The 15,980-nt window shown below is 65.7% G+C and carries 16 protein-coding genes and 1 pseudogene; 8 read left to right on the plus strand and 9 right to left on the minus strand.

Annotated elements, in window-relative coordinates; translation table 11 throughout:
• Window positions 1-2: 2 nt before the first annotated feature.
• Together VNF71_01800 and VNF71_01805 are read right to left on the minus strand one after the other, a co-directional pair.
• Window positions 3-413: a hypothetical protein gene (locus VNF71_01800; GenBank protein HVA73285.1), complete on the minus strand. Its 411-nt coding sequence runs from the start codon at window positions 411-413 to the stop codon at window positions 3-5.
• A gap of 101 nt (window positions 414-514) precedes the next feature.
• A complete protein-coding gene (locus VNF71_01805) occupies window positions 515-937 on the minus strand; it encodes a CBS domain-containing protein (GenBank protein HVA73286.1) in 423 nt (140 codons plus the stop codon).
• Window positions 938-1,195: 258 nt separating this feature from the next.
• Between VNF71_01805 and VNF71_01810 the strand changes: the two are divergent.
• From VNF71_01810 to VNF71_01820, 3 genes and pseudogenes are all read left to right on the plus strand, one after another.
• A pseudogene (locus VNF71_01810) lies at window positions 1,196-1,390 on the plus strand (hypothetical protein).
• Window positions 1,348-3,672 (plus strand): heavy metal translocating P-type ATPase, encoded by a 2,325-nt coding sequence (locus tag VNF71_01815; GenBank protein ID HVA73287.1) that lies wholly within the window; start codon window positions 1,348-1,350, stop codon window positions 3,670-3,672. Before VNF71_01810 ends, VNF71_01815 begins: the two are co-directional and overlap by 43 nt.
• A 76-nt stretch (window positions 3,673-3,748) precedes the next feature.
• Entirely contained in the window at window positions 3,749-4,213 is a 465-nt protein-coding gene (locus VNF71_01820) for a CoA-binding protein (protein HVA73288.1), read from the plus strand.
• A 17-nt stretch (window positions 4,214-4,230) separates the two neighbouring features.
• On the opposite strand, the gene VNF71_01825 is transcribed toward VNF71_01820, so the two are convergent.
• Together VNF71_01825 and VNF71_01830 are read right to left on the minus strand one after the other, a co-directional pair.
• On the minus strand, window positions 4,231-6,426 hold the full coding sequence (locus VNF71_01825) for an HAD-IC family P-type ATPase (GenBank protein ID HVA73289.1): 2,196 nt from the start codon (window positions 6,424-6,426) through the stop codon (window positions 4,231-4,233).
• 176 nt (window positions 6,427-6,602) lie between these two features.
• Window positions 6,603-7,196: a universal stress protein gene (locus VNF71_01830; GenBank protein HVA73290.1), complete on the minus strand. Its 594-nt coding sequence runs from the start codon at window positions 7,194-7,196 to the stop codon at window positions 6,603-6,605.
• Between VNF71_01830 and VNF71_01835 the strand changes: the two genes are divergently transcribed.
• Window positions 7,195-8,310, plus strand: a complete 1,116-nt coding sequence (locus VNF71_01835) for a zinc-dependent alcohol dehydrogenase family protein (GenBank protein ID HVA73291.1) — start codon at window positions 7,195-7,197, stop codon at window positions 8,308-8,310. The genes VNF71_01830 and VNF71_01835 overlap by 2 nt on opposite strands.
• Window positions 8,311-8,355: 45 nt before the next feature.
• On the opposite strand, the gene VNF71_01840 is transcribed toward VNF71_01835, so the two are convergent.
• Complete coding sequence (locus VNF71_01840) at window positions 8,356-8,544, minus strand: L,D-transpeptidase (GenBank protein HVA73292.1); 189 nt, start codon at window positions 8,542-8,544, stop codon at window positions 8,356-8,358.
• Window positions 8,545-8,666: 122 nt separating this feature from the next.
• Here VNF71_01840 and VNF71_01845 point away from each other — a divergent pair, with 122 nt between their 5' ends.
• The gene (locus VNF71_01845; protein HVA73293.1) at window positions 8,667-8,867 is read left to right on the plus strand and encodes a DUF1918 domain-containing protein; all 201 of its coding nucleotides are present in this window, start codon (window positions 8,667-8,669) and stop codon (window positions 8,865-8,867) included.
• Window positions 8,868-8,910: 43 nt separating this feature from the next.
• Here VNF71_01845 and VNF71_01850 read toward each other — a convergent pair whose 3' ends face one another.
• Window positions 8,911-9,399 (minus strand): hypothetical protein, encoded by a 489-nt coding sequence (locus VNF71_01850; protein HVA73294.1) that lies wholly within the window; start codon window positions 9,397-9,399, stop codon window positions 8,911-8,913.
• Window positions 9,400-9,605: 206 nt separating this feature from the next.
• Here VNF71_01850 and VNF71_01855 point away from each other — a divergent pair, with 206 nt between their 5' ends.
• Window positions 9,606-10,346, plus strand: coding sequence for a CBS domain-containing protein (locus VNF71_01855; GenBank protein HVA73295.1), 741 nt, complete (start codon window positions 9,606-9,608; stop codon window positions 10,344-10,346).
• A gap of 9 nt (window positions 10,347-10,355) precedes the next feature.
• Window positions 10,356-11,138, plus strand: coding sequence for a TIGR00730 family Rossman fold protein (locus VNF71_01860; protein HVA73296.1), 783 nt, complete (start codon window positions 10,356-10,358; stop codon window positions 11,136-11,138).
• A 354-nt stretch (window positions 11,139-11,492) separates the two neighbouring features.
• Here VNF71_01860 and ftsH read toward each other — a convergent pair whose 3' ends face one another.
• Window positions 11,493-13,496, minus strand: a complete 2,004-nt coding sequence (gene ftsH, locus VNF71_01865; protein HVA73297.1) for an ATP-dependent zinc metalloprotease FtsH — start codon at window positions 13,494-13,496, stop codon at window positions 11,493-11,495.
• Window positions 13,497-13,594: 98 nt separating this feature from the next.
• A complete protein-coding gene (locus VNF71_01870) occupies window positions 13,595-13,885 on the minus strand; it encodes a hypothetical protein (protein HVA73298.1) in 291 nt (96 codons plus the stop codon).
• A gap of 179 nt (window positions 13,886-14,064) precedes the next feature.
• On the opposite strand from VNF71_01870, the gene VNF71_01875 reads away from it, so the two are divergent.
• Window positions 14,065-14,358 (plus strand): hypothetical protein, encoded by a 294-nt coding sequence (locus VNF71_01875; protein HVA73299.1) that lies wholly within the window; start codon window positions 14,065-14,067, stop codon window positions 14,356-14,358.
• On the opposite strand, the gene VNF71_01880 is transcribed toward VNF71_01875, so the two are convergent.
• Window positions 14,355-15,926 carry a PAS domain S-box protein gene (locus VNF71_01880; protein ID HVA73300.1) on the minus strand — a complete coding sequence of 524 codons (1,572 nt, stop codon included), beginning with the start codon at window positions 15,924-15,926 and terminating at the stop codon, window positions 14,355-14,357. The genes VNF71_01875 and VNF71_01880 overlap by 4 nt on opposite strands.
• Window positions 15,927-15,980 lie beyond the last annotated feature (54 nt).

Consider the following 15,980-nt stretch of genomic DNA (forward strand, 5'->3'; position numbering starts at 1 on the left):
TCCTAATCCGACCTGACCAGAGTCACCGAAGACTGCACTGCTCGGACTATACGGTCAGGAAGCTGTTCGAGATCACCTGGCAGCACGAGGTAGTCGGCGGCGCCTTCGGCGAGGCAGGCGTGCCGCAGGTAGATCGCATCGGTCCGTGAGACCACCACGAGCACAGGATGCCTCGGGGATGAGCGCAGGTGCGACATCACACCCAGGATCCCGCGGCCTGCGATCGATACATCCACGACCGCTGCGTCGAAGACGGCTGGGCAGGCGACGACGGCCTCACCGTCGGTGGCCTGGGCGACCATCTCGAATCGCCGGTCATGGCCGACTGAGGAGCAGAGAAGCTTTCGCAGATGCGTGTCCGTGGATCCCACCAGCACCCTGATCCTCTGGGTCGGATGGTGAGCATCTTCCATGAGGCCACTCTGCAGCGTCGGGGTGGATGAGTCTCGATACCGAGAGTCACTCTCCGGTGGGCCGAAGGTCACATTGTCCTTCGATTCTCGTTTCCCTGCGGCTAGTCGGATTCGAGGGCCGGGTCGACCGCGGCGTAGGCACCCAACAGGTCCCTGACGGAGACCACGCCCGTCAAGCGGCCGGAATCCTCCACCAGGACGTGCCTCACGTATTGGTCCATCATCTCTTCGGCGACCTCCGCGACGGTCGCGGTCGCGTCGGCCCATGCGATCTCCGTGTGCGCGACTTCGGAGGCGGTGGTATCCCTCGGGTCGCGGCCGGAGCCGATCGCTCTGACCAGGTCACGTTCCGACACGATGCCGGACGGCTCGGCGCTTGCCTCGTTGCGGACGATGGCTGCGCCCACTTCTGCGTCGGCCAAGGTGCGCGCGACCTCCACCAGCGACGCGTCAGGGGCTACCCACACGACGCTCTCCGAGACGAGCGTGGAAATGGGCATCGACCCGACACTGATCTCCGTCATGTTCCTAGCATGGGTTGCCTCACCGGATCTCCATAGGGCCGAAGGTCCCCTTTGCCGGCTCTCCACTCGGAGGGAGAATCGGTCATCCACCTTGTGAGGTCGGACGAAGGAGTGGACAATGTCGAGGGTTGCACTGATGAGGGAACCCAGCCCGAAGCTGGCAGATGGCATCGTCACATGATCGAGCGCGAGCCTCTTGACGTGGCGCTGGCGGCGGCCCTGGTTGCCCGCCCCGGCGCCCCCTCGAGGCGGGCGGAGGTGCCCTCGACTGAATCCGGGGCCCATGTGGTCGACCTCGGTGGCGGGAGGATTCTCATGGCGGTGGACTGCCCGAAGAGCGCGGAGATACTCGCCGATCTGGGTTACGAACCTGTGACGGTCGACATCTCGGAATTCGAGAAGCTCGAGGGATGCGAGGTGATTCGATGTCGACCGGCCGGCCTTCCTCTCTGATTCTGGGGTCCGCACTGGCCTTACTGGCTGCCGGTGCCATCGCGCATGCCGCCGGAGCACCCGGCCCGGGCGACGACATCTGGATGGCTGCCGGAGCCGTCGGCGCCGCCGACGCTCTGTGGGCGATGGTGAGTGGTCTGCGAGCCGGCCGTTTGGGCGTCGATGTGATCGCGCTGTTGGCCGTCACCGGCGCCTTGGCTGTCGGCGAATACCTGGCGTCCGGCGTGATCGGTGTGATGGTCACCAGCGGCCGCTTCCTCGAGGACTGGGCAGAGGGTCGTGCTCGTCGTGATCTGCGCGCCCTCGCCGACCGGGCACCCCGGAGCGCTCACCGTTACGAAAACGGGGGGTTACGGACCGTCGAAGCGGGCCTCGTGCGTCCGGGAGATCGGCTGATGGTCCGCTCAGGAGAACTGGTCCCGGCTGACGGCAATCTCCTGTCCAGTGCGGTCCTGGACGAGTCGAACTTGACGGGAGAGTCGAGGCCGGTGGAGCGAGCATCCGGCGAACCCGTACGCAGCGGGGTGGTCAACGTCTCCTCTCCTTTCGACCTTGCGGTGACAGCAAGGGCGTCCGAGAGCGCTTATGCCTCCATAGTCAGACTTGTATCCGCAGCCGAGTCTTCTCGCGCTCCTTTCGTCCGCCTTGCGGACCGCTATGCGAATTGGTTCCTCGGGCTCAGCCTGCTCGCCGGGGGCGCTGCGTGGATGGTCGCCGGGGCGGAGCGAGCTGTGGCGGTCCTGGTAGTCGCAACGCCGTGCCCGCTGATTCTCGCTGCACCCATAGCTCTGGTTGCCGGGCTGTCACGCGCGGCGCGGCGTGGCGTCGTGATCAAAGGCGGAGGGGTACTCGAGCGGCTGGCGCGCTGCACCACCCTCCTCATCGACAAGACCGGGACCTTGACGAGTGGGCATCCGGTGCTGGTGGACGTCGTCACGGCGGGGTCCATGGATCGCGACCAGGTGTTGGGCATGGCGGGATCCCTGGATCAGGTATCGGCACACGTGCTCGCCCACGCTGTCGTCCAAGCGGCCAGGGAGCGAGGTATGGACCTGGTGATCCCGAGCCGGGTCGAGGAAGTGCCGGGCAGGGGCATTAGAGGCGACGTCGGCGGGAAGCAGGTTTCCTTGGGAAAGGCCAATTGGGTCGGTCTGACGGGCAATCCGTCGTGGGTGAGGTCGGCCCGCCGGCGGGCAAGGCTGGATGGGTCGATAACGGTATTCGTATCGGTCGACGACCAACCTGCTGGAGTCCTGCTCCTCGAGGACCCCGTACGCGTCGATGCCACCAGAACCATCCGGTCGTTGCGGCACAGCGGCATCAGCCGGATAGTCATGGTGACCGGCGATCGGGCCGAGGTGGCTGAAAGCGTTGGGGCCGCAATCGGAGTCGACGAGGTTCTCGCCGACCGAGCTCCGGAGGACAAGCTTGACGCTGTTCGCTTGGAGAGGCGGAATGCACCGACGATGATGGTTGGTGACGGGATCAATGACGCGCCTGCCCTGGCGCTGGCCGATGTCGGGGTAGCGATGGGATCGCGTGGTGCGACCGCTTCGTCGGAGGCAGCCGACGTGGTGCTGACCGTGGACCGGATCGACCGTTTGGGTGAAGCCCGGCACATCGCCCACAGGTCGCGAGTTCTCGCTATCCAGAGCGTCGTCGCCGGGATGGTGATGTCCCTGGTCGCCATGGGAGTCGCCGCCATGGGGTTTCTGCCGGCGGTGTGGGGTGCCTTTCTCCAAGAAGGCATCGATGTCGCCGTCATTCTCAACGCTCTCAGGTCAATGGCTCCGGCCAAGTCGGAAATCGTTCTGAACTCCGAAGACAGCCTCTTGACCCGGCGCTTCCGCGATGAACACGTACAGATTCGGGAGTCGATAGATCGGGTCCGGTCGATAGCTGACTCTCTCGGCGACATCGGAGCCGATGAGATTCGCGACAGGGTCCGCGAGGCATACCGCCTGCTCAGCGAGACGGTTTGGCCCCACGAGGCGGCAGAACAGGAGATCCTGTATCCAGCTCTCGAGCGCATCCTCGGAGGGAGCGATCCGACCGGTCCCATGAGCCGAGCACACATTGAAATCGCCCACCAGATCCGCCGGCTCGGACGGCTGATCGATGAGATCGGCGCTGACGCGCCCGATGGACAGGAGGTAGAAGAGATCAGAATCCTCCTTTACGGGTTGTACGCGATCCTGCGGCTGCACACCAGCCAGGAAGACGAGAGCTACCTGTCGCTCGCGGATGACACCGAGCTGCTGAGCGCGGGAAGTCGCGAATAGGCCGTTCGACTCTGCGGACGGCCGCCTCCGGCGCCCCACAGTGAGGTAGAAGACCGACAGTTGAGAGGAGGATGAGTTGCCAGACCGTGCAACCATCGAGGAGTTCCTGACACAGCGCCATGTCGCGTTCGTGGGAGTGTCAAGGGATACAAAGCAGTTCTCGAACGCCGTTTACCGCAAACTGAGAGAAAGCGGGATCACGCTCTATCCGGTCAACCCCTCCGCGGGCGGGGTACCGCTGGAGGGCGACGTCTCTTACTCCACGCTCGCGGATGTGCCCGATCCAGTCGACGGCGCCTTCGTCATGGTCCCGTCTTCAGCCGCTGCGGCGGTGGTACGCGACGCGATCGACCGCGGCATCCGGAGAGTCTGGCTGCATCGCGGCGCCGGCCAGGGTTCCGTGTCCGATGAGGCGGTGGAGATCTGCCGGGCGAACGGTGCCCGGGTTGTCGACGGAGCCTGCCCACTCATGTTCCTGGAACCCGTGCGGGGGATCCATCGCGTCCACCGTTTGATATCGGGCCGGCGCATAGCTGCGTGACGGCGGACGGACCGCTGTCACGGCTCTGGGCGGGTGAGCTTCCGCATTTGCGGGGTACGGCTCAAGAGGTCGATGAGCAGGGCGGCGGCCGCTCCGAACGCCAGGGCCTGAAGCGTGACCTCCGAGCCGGGGCGGTGGTCCAGCGAGAAGAATGCGTTGACCCCGGGCGTGAGATACGCGCCTACGAACAATGCAGCCATCCCGGTTACGAGCGCGACGCGGGCCAACGTCCAGGGCCTCGCGACGATTGCCAGAATCCAGAGGGTCACCACAACGGTGACGATGATCGCTGACGTTCTGGCGGCGTCGCCGGGCAGGCCCTCCGCTCGGGCTCCTGCGTATGTCAGCAGTACCGCCACCGCGGTGAGGCTCCCGGCGAGCAGCGCGAACGCCAGGACGCGGCGAAGGAATCCTTCGGTGAACCGGCGAGTGTTCGGGGCGAGGGCCAGGAAGAACCCCGGTATACCGATACCCACGGCGCTGATCAGGGTGAGGTGCCTCGGCAGGAACGGATAGGGCCACCCGGTTATCGAAACGGCTACCGACAGGACCAGCGAGTAGACGTTCTTCACCAGGAACAGTGCAGCCACCAGCTCGATGTTCGCCAGCACGCGCCGTCCCTCGCCCACGACGGCCGGCAACACGTCGAAATTGTCGTCAAGGATCACCAACTGGGCGACGCCCCGTGTGATCGCCGAACCGGACCCCATCGCGACGCCGAGGTCCGCTTCTTTGAGAGCGAGGACGTCGTTGACACCGTCGCCGGTCATGGCGACGGTGTGACCATGGGCCTGCAGCGCCAGGACCATGTCGCGCTTCTGATCGGGGGTGACCCGCCCGAACGCCCGGTTCTGCTCCACTGCCTCGCCGAACAGTTCGTCGTCACCGGGGAGCCCGCGCGCGTCCACGGCCCGGTCGGCCCCGGGGAGCCCGGCTCGATCCGCCACACTGCGTACCGTCGCCGCACTGTCACCTGATATGACCCGGACCGTCACGTCGTGTTCGGCGAAATAGGCCAGCGTGGCGGCCACCTCAGGACGGACCCGCTCGCGCAGTTCGACGAGCGCCACGATGCTCAGGTCACGAGGTAGTTCGGTCCCCTGCAGAGGAGCATCACCTCTCGCGAGGACCAGGACCCTCGCGCCACGCTCGGCTATGACTACTGCCTTGGCGAGGAGTTGGGACGGATCAGCCGCAGGGATGACCTCGGGTGCTCCGATGACCCAGGTGCCGTGACCCGCGAAGGTCGCTCCGCTCCACTTGCGGGCCGAGCTGAAGGGAACCTGCGCGATCGGGACCCACTCTTGTTCCGAGGTGACGGCCGCCCGAATGGCCAGCATGGTGGCGTTGGCCTCCCTGGACGACGACAGGGATGCCAGGGCGGCTTGGATGTCGGGCCGCCATTGGCTGCCGGTCTCCTCATCCCACTCCATCCGGGCGAAGGAGATCCCGCCTTCGGTCAAGGTTCCAGTCTTGTCCACGCACAGCGCGTCGACCCGGGCAAGGGTCTCCACGGCCGGCATCTCCTGCACGAGCACGTTCTGGCGCCCGAGTCGGAGCGCGGCGGCGAGAAAGGCCAGGGTCGTCAGGAGTACCAGCCCTTCGGGGATCATCCCCACGAGACCGGCGACAGCCAGGCGGATGGCGACCCTCCACGGTTCGGACTGCAGCTCTCTCACGATCAGAATCGGAGCGATCACGACCATCAACCAGGTCAGCCATCTGAGCACCTGGTTGATCCCCCGCATCAGCTCCGATCGAGCGAGGCTGAAGCGCCGAGCTTCGGCCGCCAGCCGGTTCGCATAGGCGTCGTCGCCCGCCCTCGTCACCCTCGCCCTGAGCGTGCCCGACACCAGCCAGGACCCTGACAGCAGCTGGTCTCCGGGCTGCTTGACCACGGGCTCGGACTCCCCGGTAGCCAAGGACTCATCCACCTCCCCGCCATAAGCAACCACGGTGGCGTCGGCCAACAGCTGGTCACCCGGCCGGAGCTCCAGGAGATCGTCGACCACCACCTCCTGGGGAGCGACGGTTACCACCTTGCTGTCGCGTAGCACCCTGGCCGTCGGAGCGCTGAGGACGGCCAAAGCGTCAAGAGCACGCTTGGCTCGCGTTTCTTGCACCACCCCGACCAACGTGTTGATCAGTGCGATTGCCAGGAAGGTCGCATCCGGAGCGGATCCGGTGACGAGGGTTGCGCCACCCAGTATCAACAGAAGGAAGTTGAGGCGGGTGAGCGCGTTGCGGCGCAGAATCTCGACCCACGACTGCGATGTCTGATTCGCGAATCTGTCGGGTTTCCGCTGGATCCTGGCTTCAACGTCAGAAGCGGACAGACCACTTTCCAGCCAGCCTGCCGGCAGAGCGGCGGCGAACGTGTCCGCCGATGTCAGTCGGGATCACCAGCCCCTGGACGGTGCCCACCCGCCGCGACCGGTCCGTCGGTGTCCGCGTCCGCAGGTCCCGCCAGCCGCGTGATTGAGGGCACGATGACCACGGGGCACTTCGCACGGAGCGCGCACTCGGCGCTGACGGAGCCGAGAGCCAGATGCTTGAACCCGCCGGCCCCGCTCGACCCGACGACCAGCAACTCCGCGTCCTCGCTCGCGTCGACGAGAGCATCACCGGCGGGAGGCTCGCACAACCTAGCGTCCACGACCACGGATGGCTCCAACGATCTTGCCCGCGCTGCCGCTTCGTCGAGGATCGCTCGCTCGCTTCGGAGCACTCCCGGCCCGAAGAGTTCCATGACCTCGTGCCGGAAGACGTCGACGTGCACTATTTGCAGCACGGCGGCCCTGACCCGTGCCTCGGCGGCAGCCCATGCCAGGGCGCGCATCGACTCGGGGGAACCGTCCACTCCGACGACGACCCGGGGCGCCGGCAGGTCCTCCGCCTCGAGTTCCTCCACCACCGCTTCGTCGAGGCGCGCCCCACGCGGTGCGCCGGGCGTCCTACGGTTCGGTCGATCATGGCGTCGCATGTGCACAGTCAATACTCGGAGGCTCGGGATCGATCAGGGTCTAAGGTCACCTCTGAACAGGTTCGCAGAATTACCTGCCCGCCAATGGCGCGAACCTGTTCAGGTGCAAGCTTGGATCGTCGAGCGACCATCACCCGTCGATGAGGGTCCCCTCAGGCTCGTGGAACGAGCGGTGCCTGTGCCCGGCCCCGGACAGATGCGGGTGCGGGTCCGAGCCTGTGGAGTCTGCCGGACGGACCTCCATCTGGCCGAAGGAGACCTGCCTCCGCGTCATCGGGGCGTGGTGCCGGGCCACGAGATCGTAGGTGTCGTCGATCGTCTGGGCGAGGGGGCCGGCAGATTCGCGGAAGGGGATCGGGTCGGGATCGCGTGGCTGCGCGGGACGTGCGGTCGGTGCCGGTTCTGCCGGGCGGGCAGCGAGAACCTGTGCATCCAGCCGAGTTTCACCGGTTGGGACGCCGATGGAGGGTTCGCCGAGTACGCCGTCGTCGATGAGCGGTATGCCTACCGCCTGCCCGATGACTTCTCCGATACCGATGTGGCGCCGCTCCTGTGCGCCGGCATCATCGGCTACCGCGCGTTGAGGCGTACGAACCTCCCACGCTTCGGGCGCCTCGGGATCTACGGCTTCGGTGCGTCGGCGCATCTGGCAGCGCAGATCGCCATTCGGGAAGGTGCGACCGTGCACGTCCTGACCCGGTCGCAAGACGCACGGCAGCTCGCTCTCGAACTCGGCGCTGCATCCGTCGGCGACGCCACGGACAGCCCTCCCGAGCCCCTTGACGCCGCCATCCTGTTCGCCCCGGTGGGCACCCTGGTGCCCGTGGGGCTCAGCGCGCTCGATCGTGGGGGGACTCTCGTGGTGGCCGGGATTCACCTGACCGACATCCCCAGCCTCTCCTACGAACGCCATCTCTTCGAGGAGCGGACTCTCACGAGTGTCACGGCCAACACCAGGTCCGACGGAGAGGAGCTGCTCCTCGCCGCTGGACGCCTGCACATCGACGTCACCACGACCCCCTACCCGTTTGCGGAGGCCGACCGGGCACTGTCCGACCTCGCGCACGACCGGGTTCGCGGTGCCGCGGTGATTGTCGTGGAAGGCGCAGCATGAGGCTCCGCACCGATGGGAACGCAGGGACGGTCGTTGCGCAGGCGCTCAGTAGACCCACACCGCTGTCCCCAGCGGCGCCAGGTTCTGCGCCCAGATCCAGTCGATCGCTTCGTTGCCCACCCGCACGCACCCGTGAGACACCGGGACGGGCGGCACGTACGAGTCGCCGTGGATGGCGAACCCGGAGTTGAAGAACTTCGGTCTCCACAGTTCGCCCAAGGCAGACACGACCAGCCCGTGAAGCTCTCCTGGTGGACTGACGGTGGTGTTCGTCGCAACGTGGGACCTTCGGCCCTTATCTCAGGCGTTGCGGTTTGGGATCCTGGGATGTAGTGATCGCACGAGGGAGGTTTGCCGTGCAGGCAAGCGTCGGAGATCGGATTGTCATCAAGGGCCACCACATCGGGGAGCCAGATCGGGACTGCGAGGTACTCGAGGCGCGGGGAGCGGATGGAGGACCCCCCTATCTGGTGCGCTGGGGCGACTCAGGCCACGAGGGGTTGTACTTCCCCGGATCGGACGCTTCGGTTCAGCATTTCGAGCACCACGGCGCCTGATCCCGAAAGGAAGGCCCTGCGGGTGACGAGGTGAGACCGTTGATCAGCCGGATACGTGCCGGATTCGCCGGCCCGTCGCCGCCCGCTCGGTCCAATCGCACAGATCGTTGATCTCGTCGGCACCGACGAGGTCGCGGCTGACCAGGCTCGTCAGCAGTGCTTCAGCAGGGCCGACGAGTTGAGGATCGATCTCCCGGGCGATGGACCAGACATCGAGCAGGCAGTTCCTCACGTGGGTCGCCCCGGCTATGTGCTCGTCGCGTACGAACGATCGCAGTTCGTCGAGAGCCTGGATGAGCGCATGAAGACGATAATCGGGCTCAGGTGACCGACGGGTGGCCCCGTCCCCCTCGACGAGCAACTCGTTTATCTGCGCCCAGTCCCTGTCATCCAGGGCGGGGTGGCGCCCCAGCCCCCGGGCTTCGACGGCGGACATGTTGTCCACATGAGTGCTGGGGTGTTGCTCCCGTGCGAGCCGCCGCAGGGCATCTCGAGCGGCTTCGGACGAGCCCTTTCTCCTGAAGAGTGCCATGCGACAAGCATCCGCGATCGCGGAACCCGGCGGCAGGGTCTAAAGGCCCCTCGAGCTCAGTCGTATGTCCCGATCGCTGCGGTTGCTGCGACGCTCTCTTCCGGCGATCGGTCCTGGCCAAAGGGACCTCTGGCCCTGCATGCCGAGCCGGCAAGCGATGCACGATTGACCTGGAGAAGCCCTACACGTGAGACAAGGAGAGGCACATGAGCCAGTGTCACGACACATACGAGGATCTTCGTGGCGTGACGGCAAGCCTGCCTGTCCGAGCCACCGATCTCATGACACCGAATCCTGTCGTGGTCGAACCCACCGCCACGGTGAAAGACATCGCCCAAGCGATGCTCCACCACGATGTCCGCACGGTTCCGGTGATCGACGTCGGCGACCGGCTGGTCGGCGTGGTCAGCGAAGCCGACCTGATCTGCCGGGAGGGATACCCGACGGTCCGTCACCACAACCTGGCGGCATTCGTCGCAGGTCTGCCTCCAGACGATGCCGGGCGCTGGACCGTTCGTTCCGAGGGTCTGACCGCCGAGGAGGTCATGACCACCGGCGTGGTCACCTGCCAGGCGGACGAGCCCGTCGGTGCGGTAGCCAGGCGGATGCTCGAGCGGGACGTCCGGACGGTGCCGGTGATCGACCAGAGTCGGCTCGTGGGCGTGCTGTCCCGCCACGACATCCTTCGAATGTTCGTACGCCCGGACGGCGAGGTCCGGCAGCACATCTCCCGGATTCTGGACACTCCGGCGTGGGGTCCCGGCCACGATGTCAGCGCCGAGGTGCGTGACGGCGTGGTCGTCCTGTCGGGGACGGTGGAACATCCAGTGGACGCATCGGTGATCTGCAGTGTTGTCGGACAGGTCCCCGGCGTGATCGAGGTCGTGGACCGCATCATCGCCGAAGCCGAACTCGATCGACTTGCGCTGGGCCGTTCGAGTGACTGATCGAATCGAGTGACTGATCAGGTGACTCCGCAGATATCCCGCCGGCGGCGCGGGCGGGTCACTTCCGGCCTGGGTGATCCGACGACTGCAGACTCGGCACTGCTTGCCACCAGGGCCGATGTTCACGAGGACGCGTGGAGGGCACTGCGGATAACGGCGGAGTTCGTGGAAGGATTCGACGCCCTCGCCCATATCCCGCCGGCGATAAGTGTGTTCGGGTCCGCCCGCATCGCCCCGGGATGCCCGGCTTACGAGGCAGCTCGAACATTCGGCCGGTTGGCAGCCCAAGTGGGCTTCGCCATCATCACCGGCGGCGGCCCGGGGATCATGGAGGGAGCCAATCGCGGCTGCAGCGACGCCGGAGGAGTGTCCGTCGGATGCAACATCGAGCTGCCCTTCGAACAGAAGCTGAACCCGTACGTCAACCTGGGGATCGACTTCCGGTACTTCTTCGCGCGCAAGACGATGTTCGTCCGCTACGCCGAAGCCTTCGTGGTCTTCCCCGGAGGCTTCGGGACACTTGACGAGCTGTTCGAGGCCCTGACCTTGGCTCAGACCGGCAAGATCCTGCATTTTCCCGTGGTCCTCATGGACCGCTCCTACTGGTCAGGACTCGAGGAGTGGATCACGAAAAGGGTCCTCGGAGACGGTCACGTGTCCCCTGAGGACACCAACCTCTTCCATACCTGCGACAGCCCCGAGGAAGCGCTCCGACACATCGTCTCGGTCCTCCAGCAGCGGGTGCCCGGGCTTCAGAGCCACGTCGATCCATCCAAAGGGGACGCACAGTAGTTTCGGATCCCGGCGCGAACAGAAAGGCCCGCCAAAACCCTCATTGGTCTGGCGGACCCTCTTGCCCAGTTTTATTCAGGAGATGAGAGCATCCGGTCGAATAAGGTCTTACGGGACCTGATGACCGCTGGCTGGCTTTGGTTCGAAAACCCCAAAGCCTCACGCCCTTGCATTCGAGAACCGTCAGCCCTCGCTCCCGACGGAGGCAGGATCTCTGATCACATCCCTAAACCTCCTTCCGGACCCCTCATTCTGGGGATCCAACTAATTCAACGTCAGCGTCGGTTCCTTCATTCCCGAGTGGCGCACTCTCATGCCCCACCGCGATGCAGCCAGGGCCGGTCATGAGGAGGTTCAAGGTCCGGGGTGCCTGGCCTCGTGCGGCGCCTTGCCCATGGTCTGGTGATCTCGACGTCCCCGGACGTCTCCCGTCGGCACCGGCTGCAGAGTCCGTCGTGGAGAGCTGCCGTCTCCCGGCAACGTTCGCACGGCCGTGCCTGCCGCTTGTGACTGCTCCACCATGGCGACATCTGATTCCTCCTCTGTATGCCCTTCATGCCCTTCCACTAAGGACAGCGGCTCTACTTCTGTCAGGATCCGCTCGATATCCGGCCGATCCAGAGATTCCTGCTCGATGAGCGCAGATGCGATGGCGTCCAGTGCCGGTCGATGCATGGCTAGAACGTTCTTCGCCCGTTGCGCCTGTTCGGAAAGGATCCGTTCGATCTCGATGTCGATTACCCTCGCTGTCTCGTCCGAGTAATCGCGGGAGTGGACGAGGTCCTCGCCGAGGAACACGGGTCCCATCGGTCCCCACGCCATGTTGCCGATCCGCTTCGACATTCCCCACTCCCGAACCATGCGGCTGGCGAGCTCAGTGGCGGATACGAGGTCGTCCTGGGCTCCCGTCGAGGGAATGCCGAATACCACCTCTTCCGCTGCGCGCCCGCCGAGGCGGACTGCCAGAGCATCCTGGAGGTATGGCAACTGCTCGATTTGCCTCTCTTCAACCGGCAGCTGCTGTGTGGCACCGAGAGCCATGCCTGTCGGAAGGATGCTCACCTTGTGCAACGGGTCGGCGTGGGGCAGCAGGTGAGCCAGCAGGGCGTGGCCGGCCTCGTGGTAGGCGACGATTCGCTTCTCCTCCCGGCTGAGCACCACAGAGGTGCGGCGCAGTCCGACCAGTACCCGCTCACGGGCGGAATCCAGATCGACCGTCTCTATCCGGTCGCTCCCGCGTCTGACGGCGATCAGGGCGGCCTCGTTGACAAGGTTCTCGAGATCCGCTCCGCTCATCCCGGGGGTCCCCCGCGCCAAGGCGTCGAGCCGGACGTCGGATCCCATCTGCTTCCCGCGGCAGTGCACCCCCAGGATGGCGGTCCTCTCATCGAGGGTTGGCAGCGGTATGACCACCTGGCGATCGAACCGTCCCGCCCGCATGAGGGCTGGATCGAGTATGTCTGGCCGGTTGGTTGCAGCGAGCAGGATGATTCCCTCCTGGCCTTCGAAGCCGTCCATCTCCGACAGCAACTGGTTCAGGGTCTGCTCGCGTTCGTCGTGGCCACCTCCGAGACCCGCCCCGCGCTTGCGCCCGATGGCGTCGATCTCATCCACGAAGATGATCGCCGGCTTGTTCTGGCGTGCGGTCTCGAACAGGTCGCGGACGCGAGCGGCGCCGACTCCCACGAACATCTCCATGAACTCAGAGCCCGTGATCGTGATGAAGGGAACACCGGCTTCTCCGGCGATCGCCCGGGCGAACAGTGTCTTGCCGGTTCCGGGTGGGCCGACAAGCAGTACACCTTTGGGGATTCGCGCGCCGATCGCTCTGAACTGGTTGGGCTCCTTCAAGAAGCGGACGATCTCACCGAGTTCTTGCTTCACCGCCTCGTAGCCGGCTACGTCATCGAAGGTCGTCGAGGGCCGATCCGTCACGTGCACTTTTGCCTTCGAACGCGACCAGCCCGACAAGCCGCCCAGAGATTTCTGGGCGCGGCGTGACATCCACACGAAGAAGAGCGCGATCAGCCCGAGTGGGAAAACCCACATCAGGATGCTCGACCACAGACTGCCGGAGCTGCTGGACGTGGCATAGCTGCGTTGCACGTGGTGACTGTCCAGCAGAGTCAGGTCGGATTCGGGCAGGCCGCCCGGCGGCCCCTGCGCGGTGAACTTCTTGCCGTCGAGGAAGGTCCCGTCGATCTTGCCGCTGGACTGGTTGATCTCGACGGATTTCACCTGGCCGTTCGCAACGTCGGAGAGTAGGGCCGAGTAGATGAGTTTCGTCGGCTGGGGCGCCGGCGTCGAAGTCGCGCCCACATAGGCGGTGAGCCCGATGAGCAGCAGGGTGAACGCCACGAGGGCTGCTCTTCCAACCCCGGAGCGTTTCTTCTGGGGTGGCTCCGGCCCTTCGGAGATCGGAGCGTTCCACCTGGACTGGTCGGGCGGCAGGAGCGTCATCGGTCGTGCCCGGCGGGATGCGCGGGCCCGTCGAGGGCCGCGCGCAGCAGCGGGAGCGCCCGCTGCAGACCGGCTTCGACCGGCTGGGATGAACCGAATCGCGGGACCAAGGCCTCGCACTCAGCGAGGATCTGCTCGTCGGTCAGCCCTGACTTGACGAACACGGCCGCGAGATGGACGAGCTCTCTCGCCGTGCCCGAGGCCCGGGCGACCGATTCGAAAATCTCGGCATTCGCCTCGACCCAATCCTCGAGGTCTGTCACCGCAGCGGACTTCGGCTCTGTCACGACCCCAGCCTGCGGCCGAGACGCTCCAGGCGACTAGGGCCGAACGCCCCGAAATCCCACTTTCACCTCGATCGTCGTCAGCGCGAGCCGCCGCCGGACAAAGGGACGTTGGGCCCTATCGGAGCGGGGCTCCGAGAGCGAACCTTGAGATCAGGACCACAGTTGTCACGGAGGCGAGAATGGCCACGCCCGGGTTGGAAATTGTCGTACGGAGTGCCATCAGGGCGTTGAGAGAGGAGGCCCGCACTCGGGCAGCCTCGGTGGAGTCCGAGAGCGAGGATCACGCCTTCTACGGCGGAGTCATGGCAGCGACAGACGACCATCTGCATCTCGAGAATCTTCCGGTTCACGGTGACAGCTGGCTGTCGCGCCAGCCGGCTGCGTTCGCGGACGGTTACACGAAGACCGCCATCTTGATTGCGAGCGCCGGATCGGACCCGCCCCACCGGTTCCGGCTGCCGGCCCGTGACTAGCCGAGAGGTTCTCGGTTCGTGTCGGATGACAGCTCGAAGATCGTGTTGCGGATATCCCGGATCGCGGTATCGATGGCTTGTACCGCTGCCGACACCATCTCGTTAGCCTCGCTGTAGGAGATGAGACGCATGGATCCCTGCAGTTGAAGGCCCGCGGCGAACAAGTTGTGTATGACCTGGCTGTAAAGGTTTCGCGCGATGCGGTCCCTGTCGGTCAGCAGGAGCATCTCCTGCTTCCGCCGCTGGGCTCCGTCCAGTTCGAAGGCCAGGGCTGCCTGAGCTGCCAAGGCTTCCGCCAGCAACCGTACGGCCGGTTCGAACTCTCGGGCGCCGGCAGGCCGGACGAATGTCAGGGCTGCGGAGGGGGAGCGGCCTTCCGCAGACACGATCGGGACACCGAACGTCGGTCCGCCCGGCATGTCGTCGGGGACTTCCGCGTTCGAGATCTCGCTGCGTGTGTCCGCTTCGAGAGGATGGCCGGACTCGATCACTTTCTCTGCGAAAGACCGACCTTGGGGGAGCACCGAGCCAACGAGCGTGGAGGCCGGTCCTGACCCGGCGACCACCCGGGTTGTATCGTCGCGTCTGATGCAGATGGCCGCCACGGGCGCATCTACCAACTCGGACGCCCGCTCGCAGATGAGCGTCAGGCACCCCTCCAGCGTGGTCTCGGAAAGCAAGGCGAGCCTGATTTCCGCCGAGGCAGCGTAGCCCCGCTGCAGGCGTTCCTCTTCCTGAAGGAGCCTGTTCAACTCTCGCTCTACACGCTTGCGCTCCGAGACGTCGCGAAGGATCGCCGAGAAGCCGCGCAGCCTGCCGGTCTGGTCCTCGAGCGGCGACACGGTGATCTCGACATTGATCGCCTTCCCAGCGCGATCGCGCCACCTGGTGTCCCTGGCAGCGACCTGGACTCCTCGGGACGCGGCATCTAGGAGCTCCTCGAGGGCAAGGGACTCCTCCGCGGGAACCAGGACCGAGATGTGCTGGCCGATGATGTGGTCGACGGAGTAACCCAGCAGAGTCTGCGCCGCGGGGTTCCAACTGGAAATGTGCCCGTCGAGGGTGGTCGACACGATCGCGTCAAACGACGAGCGCACCAGCGTGGCGAGCTCCGCCTGCACCGCCTGGGCGCGCATCTGCTCGCTCATGTCCCGAATCCCCGCTATCACCAGCTGCCCAACGGCAGTGTCGATTGGCGCGAGGCTGATGTCCACAGGAATCTCGGTTCCGTCGAAGCGGCGCCCGCTGAGCTCGAGCCCTGCTCCCATGGCACGCGGCTCGGCGGCGGCGGTGAAGGACACCCGGTGCCCTCTGTGGCGGCTCCGTCGCCGCTCGGGCACCAGCGCCTCCATGGGATTGCCGGTGAGCGACCCTGGCGGGTAGCCGAAGAGGCGCTCCGCCTGCTCGTTGGCCAAGACGATCACACCGTCTCCGCCCACAGCCACCGCGGCATCGGGGATGAGGGACATGACCGCGCCGAGCAACTCCGGCTCGGCTCGTCGCGAGCCCCTGTCGAACCCGGCGAACGCGCCCGTTTTATCCCCTTGGAGGTGTTCGGGCTCGTTCATGAACCCACCCTCTCGGCCGTGAACATCGACCGCCCGGTGGCGGTGCCCCAATGG

The sequence above is a fragment of the Acidimicrobiales bacterium genome, assembly GCA_035533095.1.
GTDB lineage: Bacteria > Actinomycetota > Acidimicrobiia > Acidimicrobiales > Palsa-688 > DATLUM01.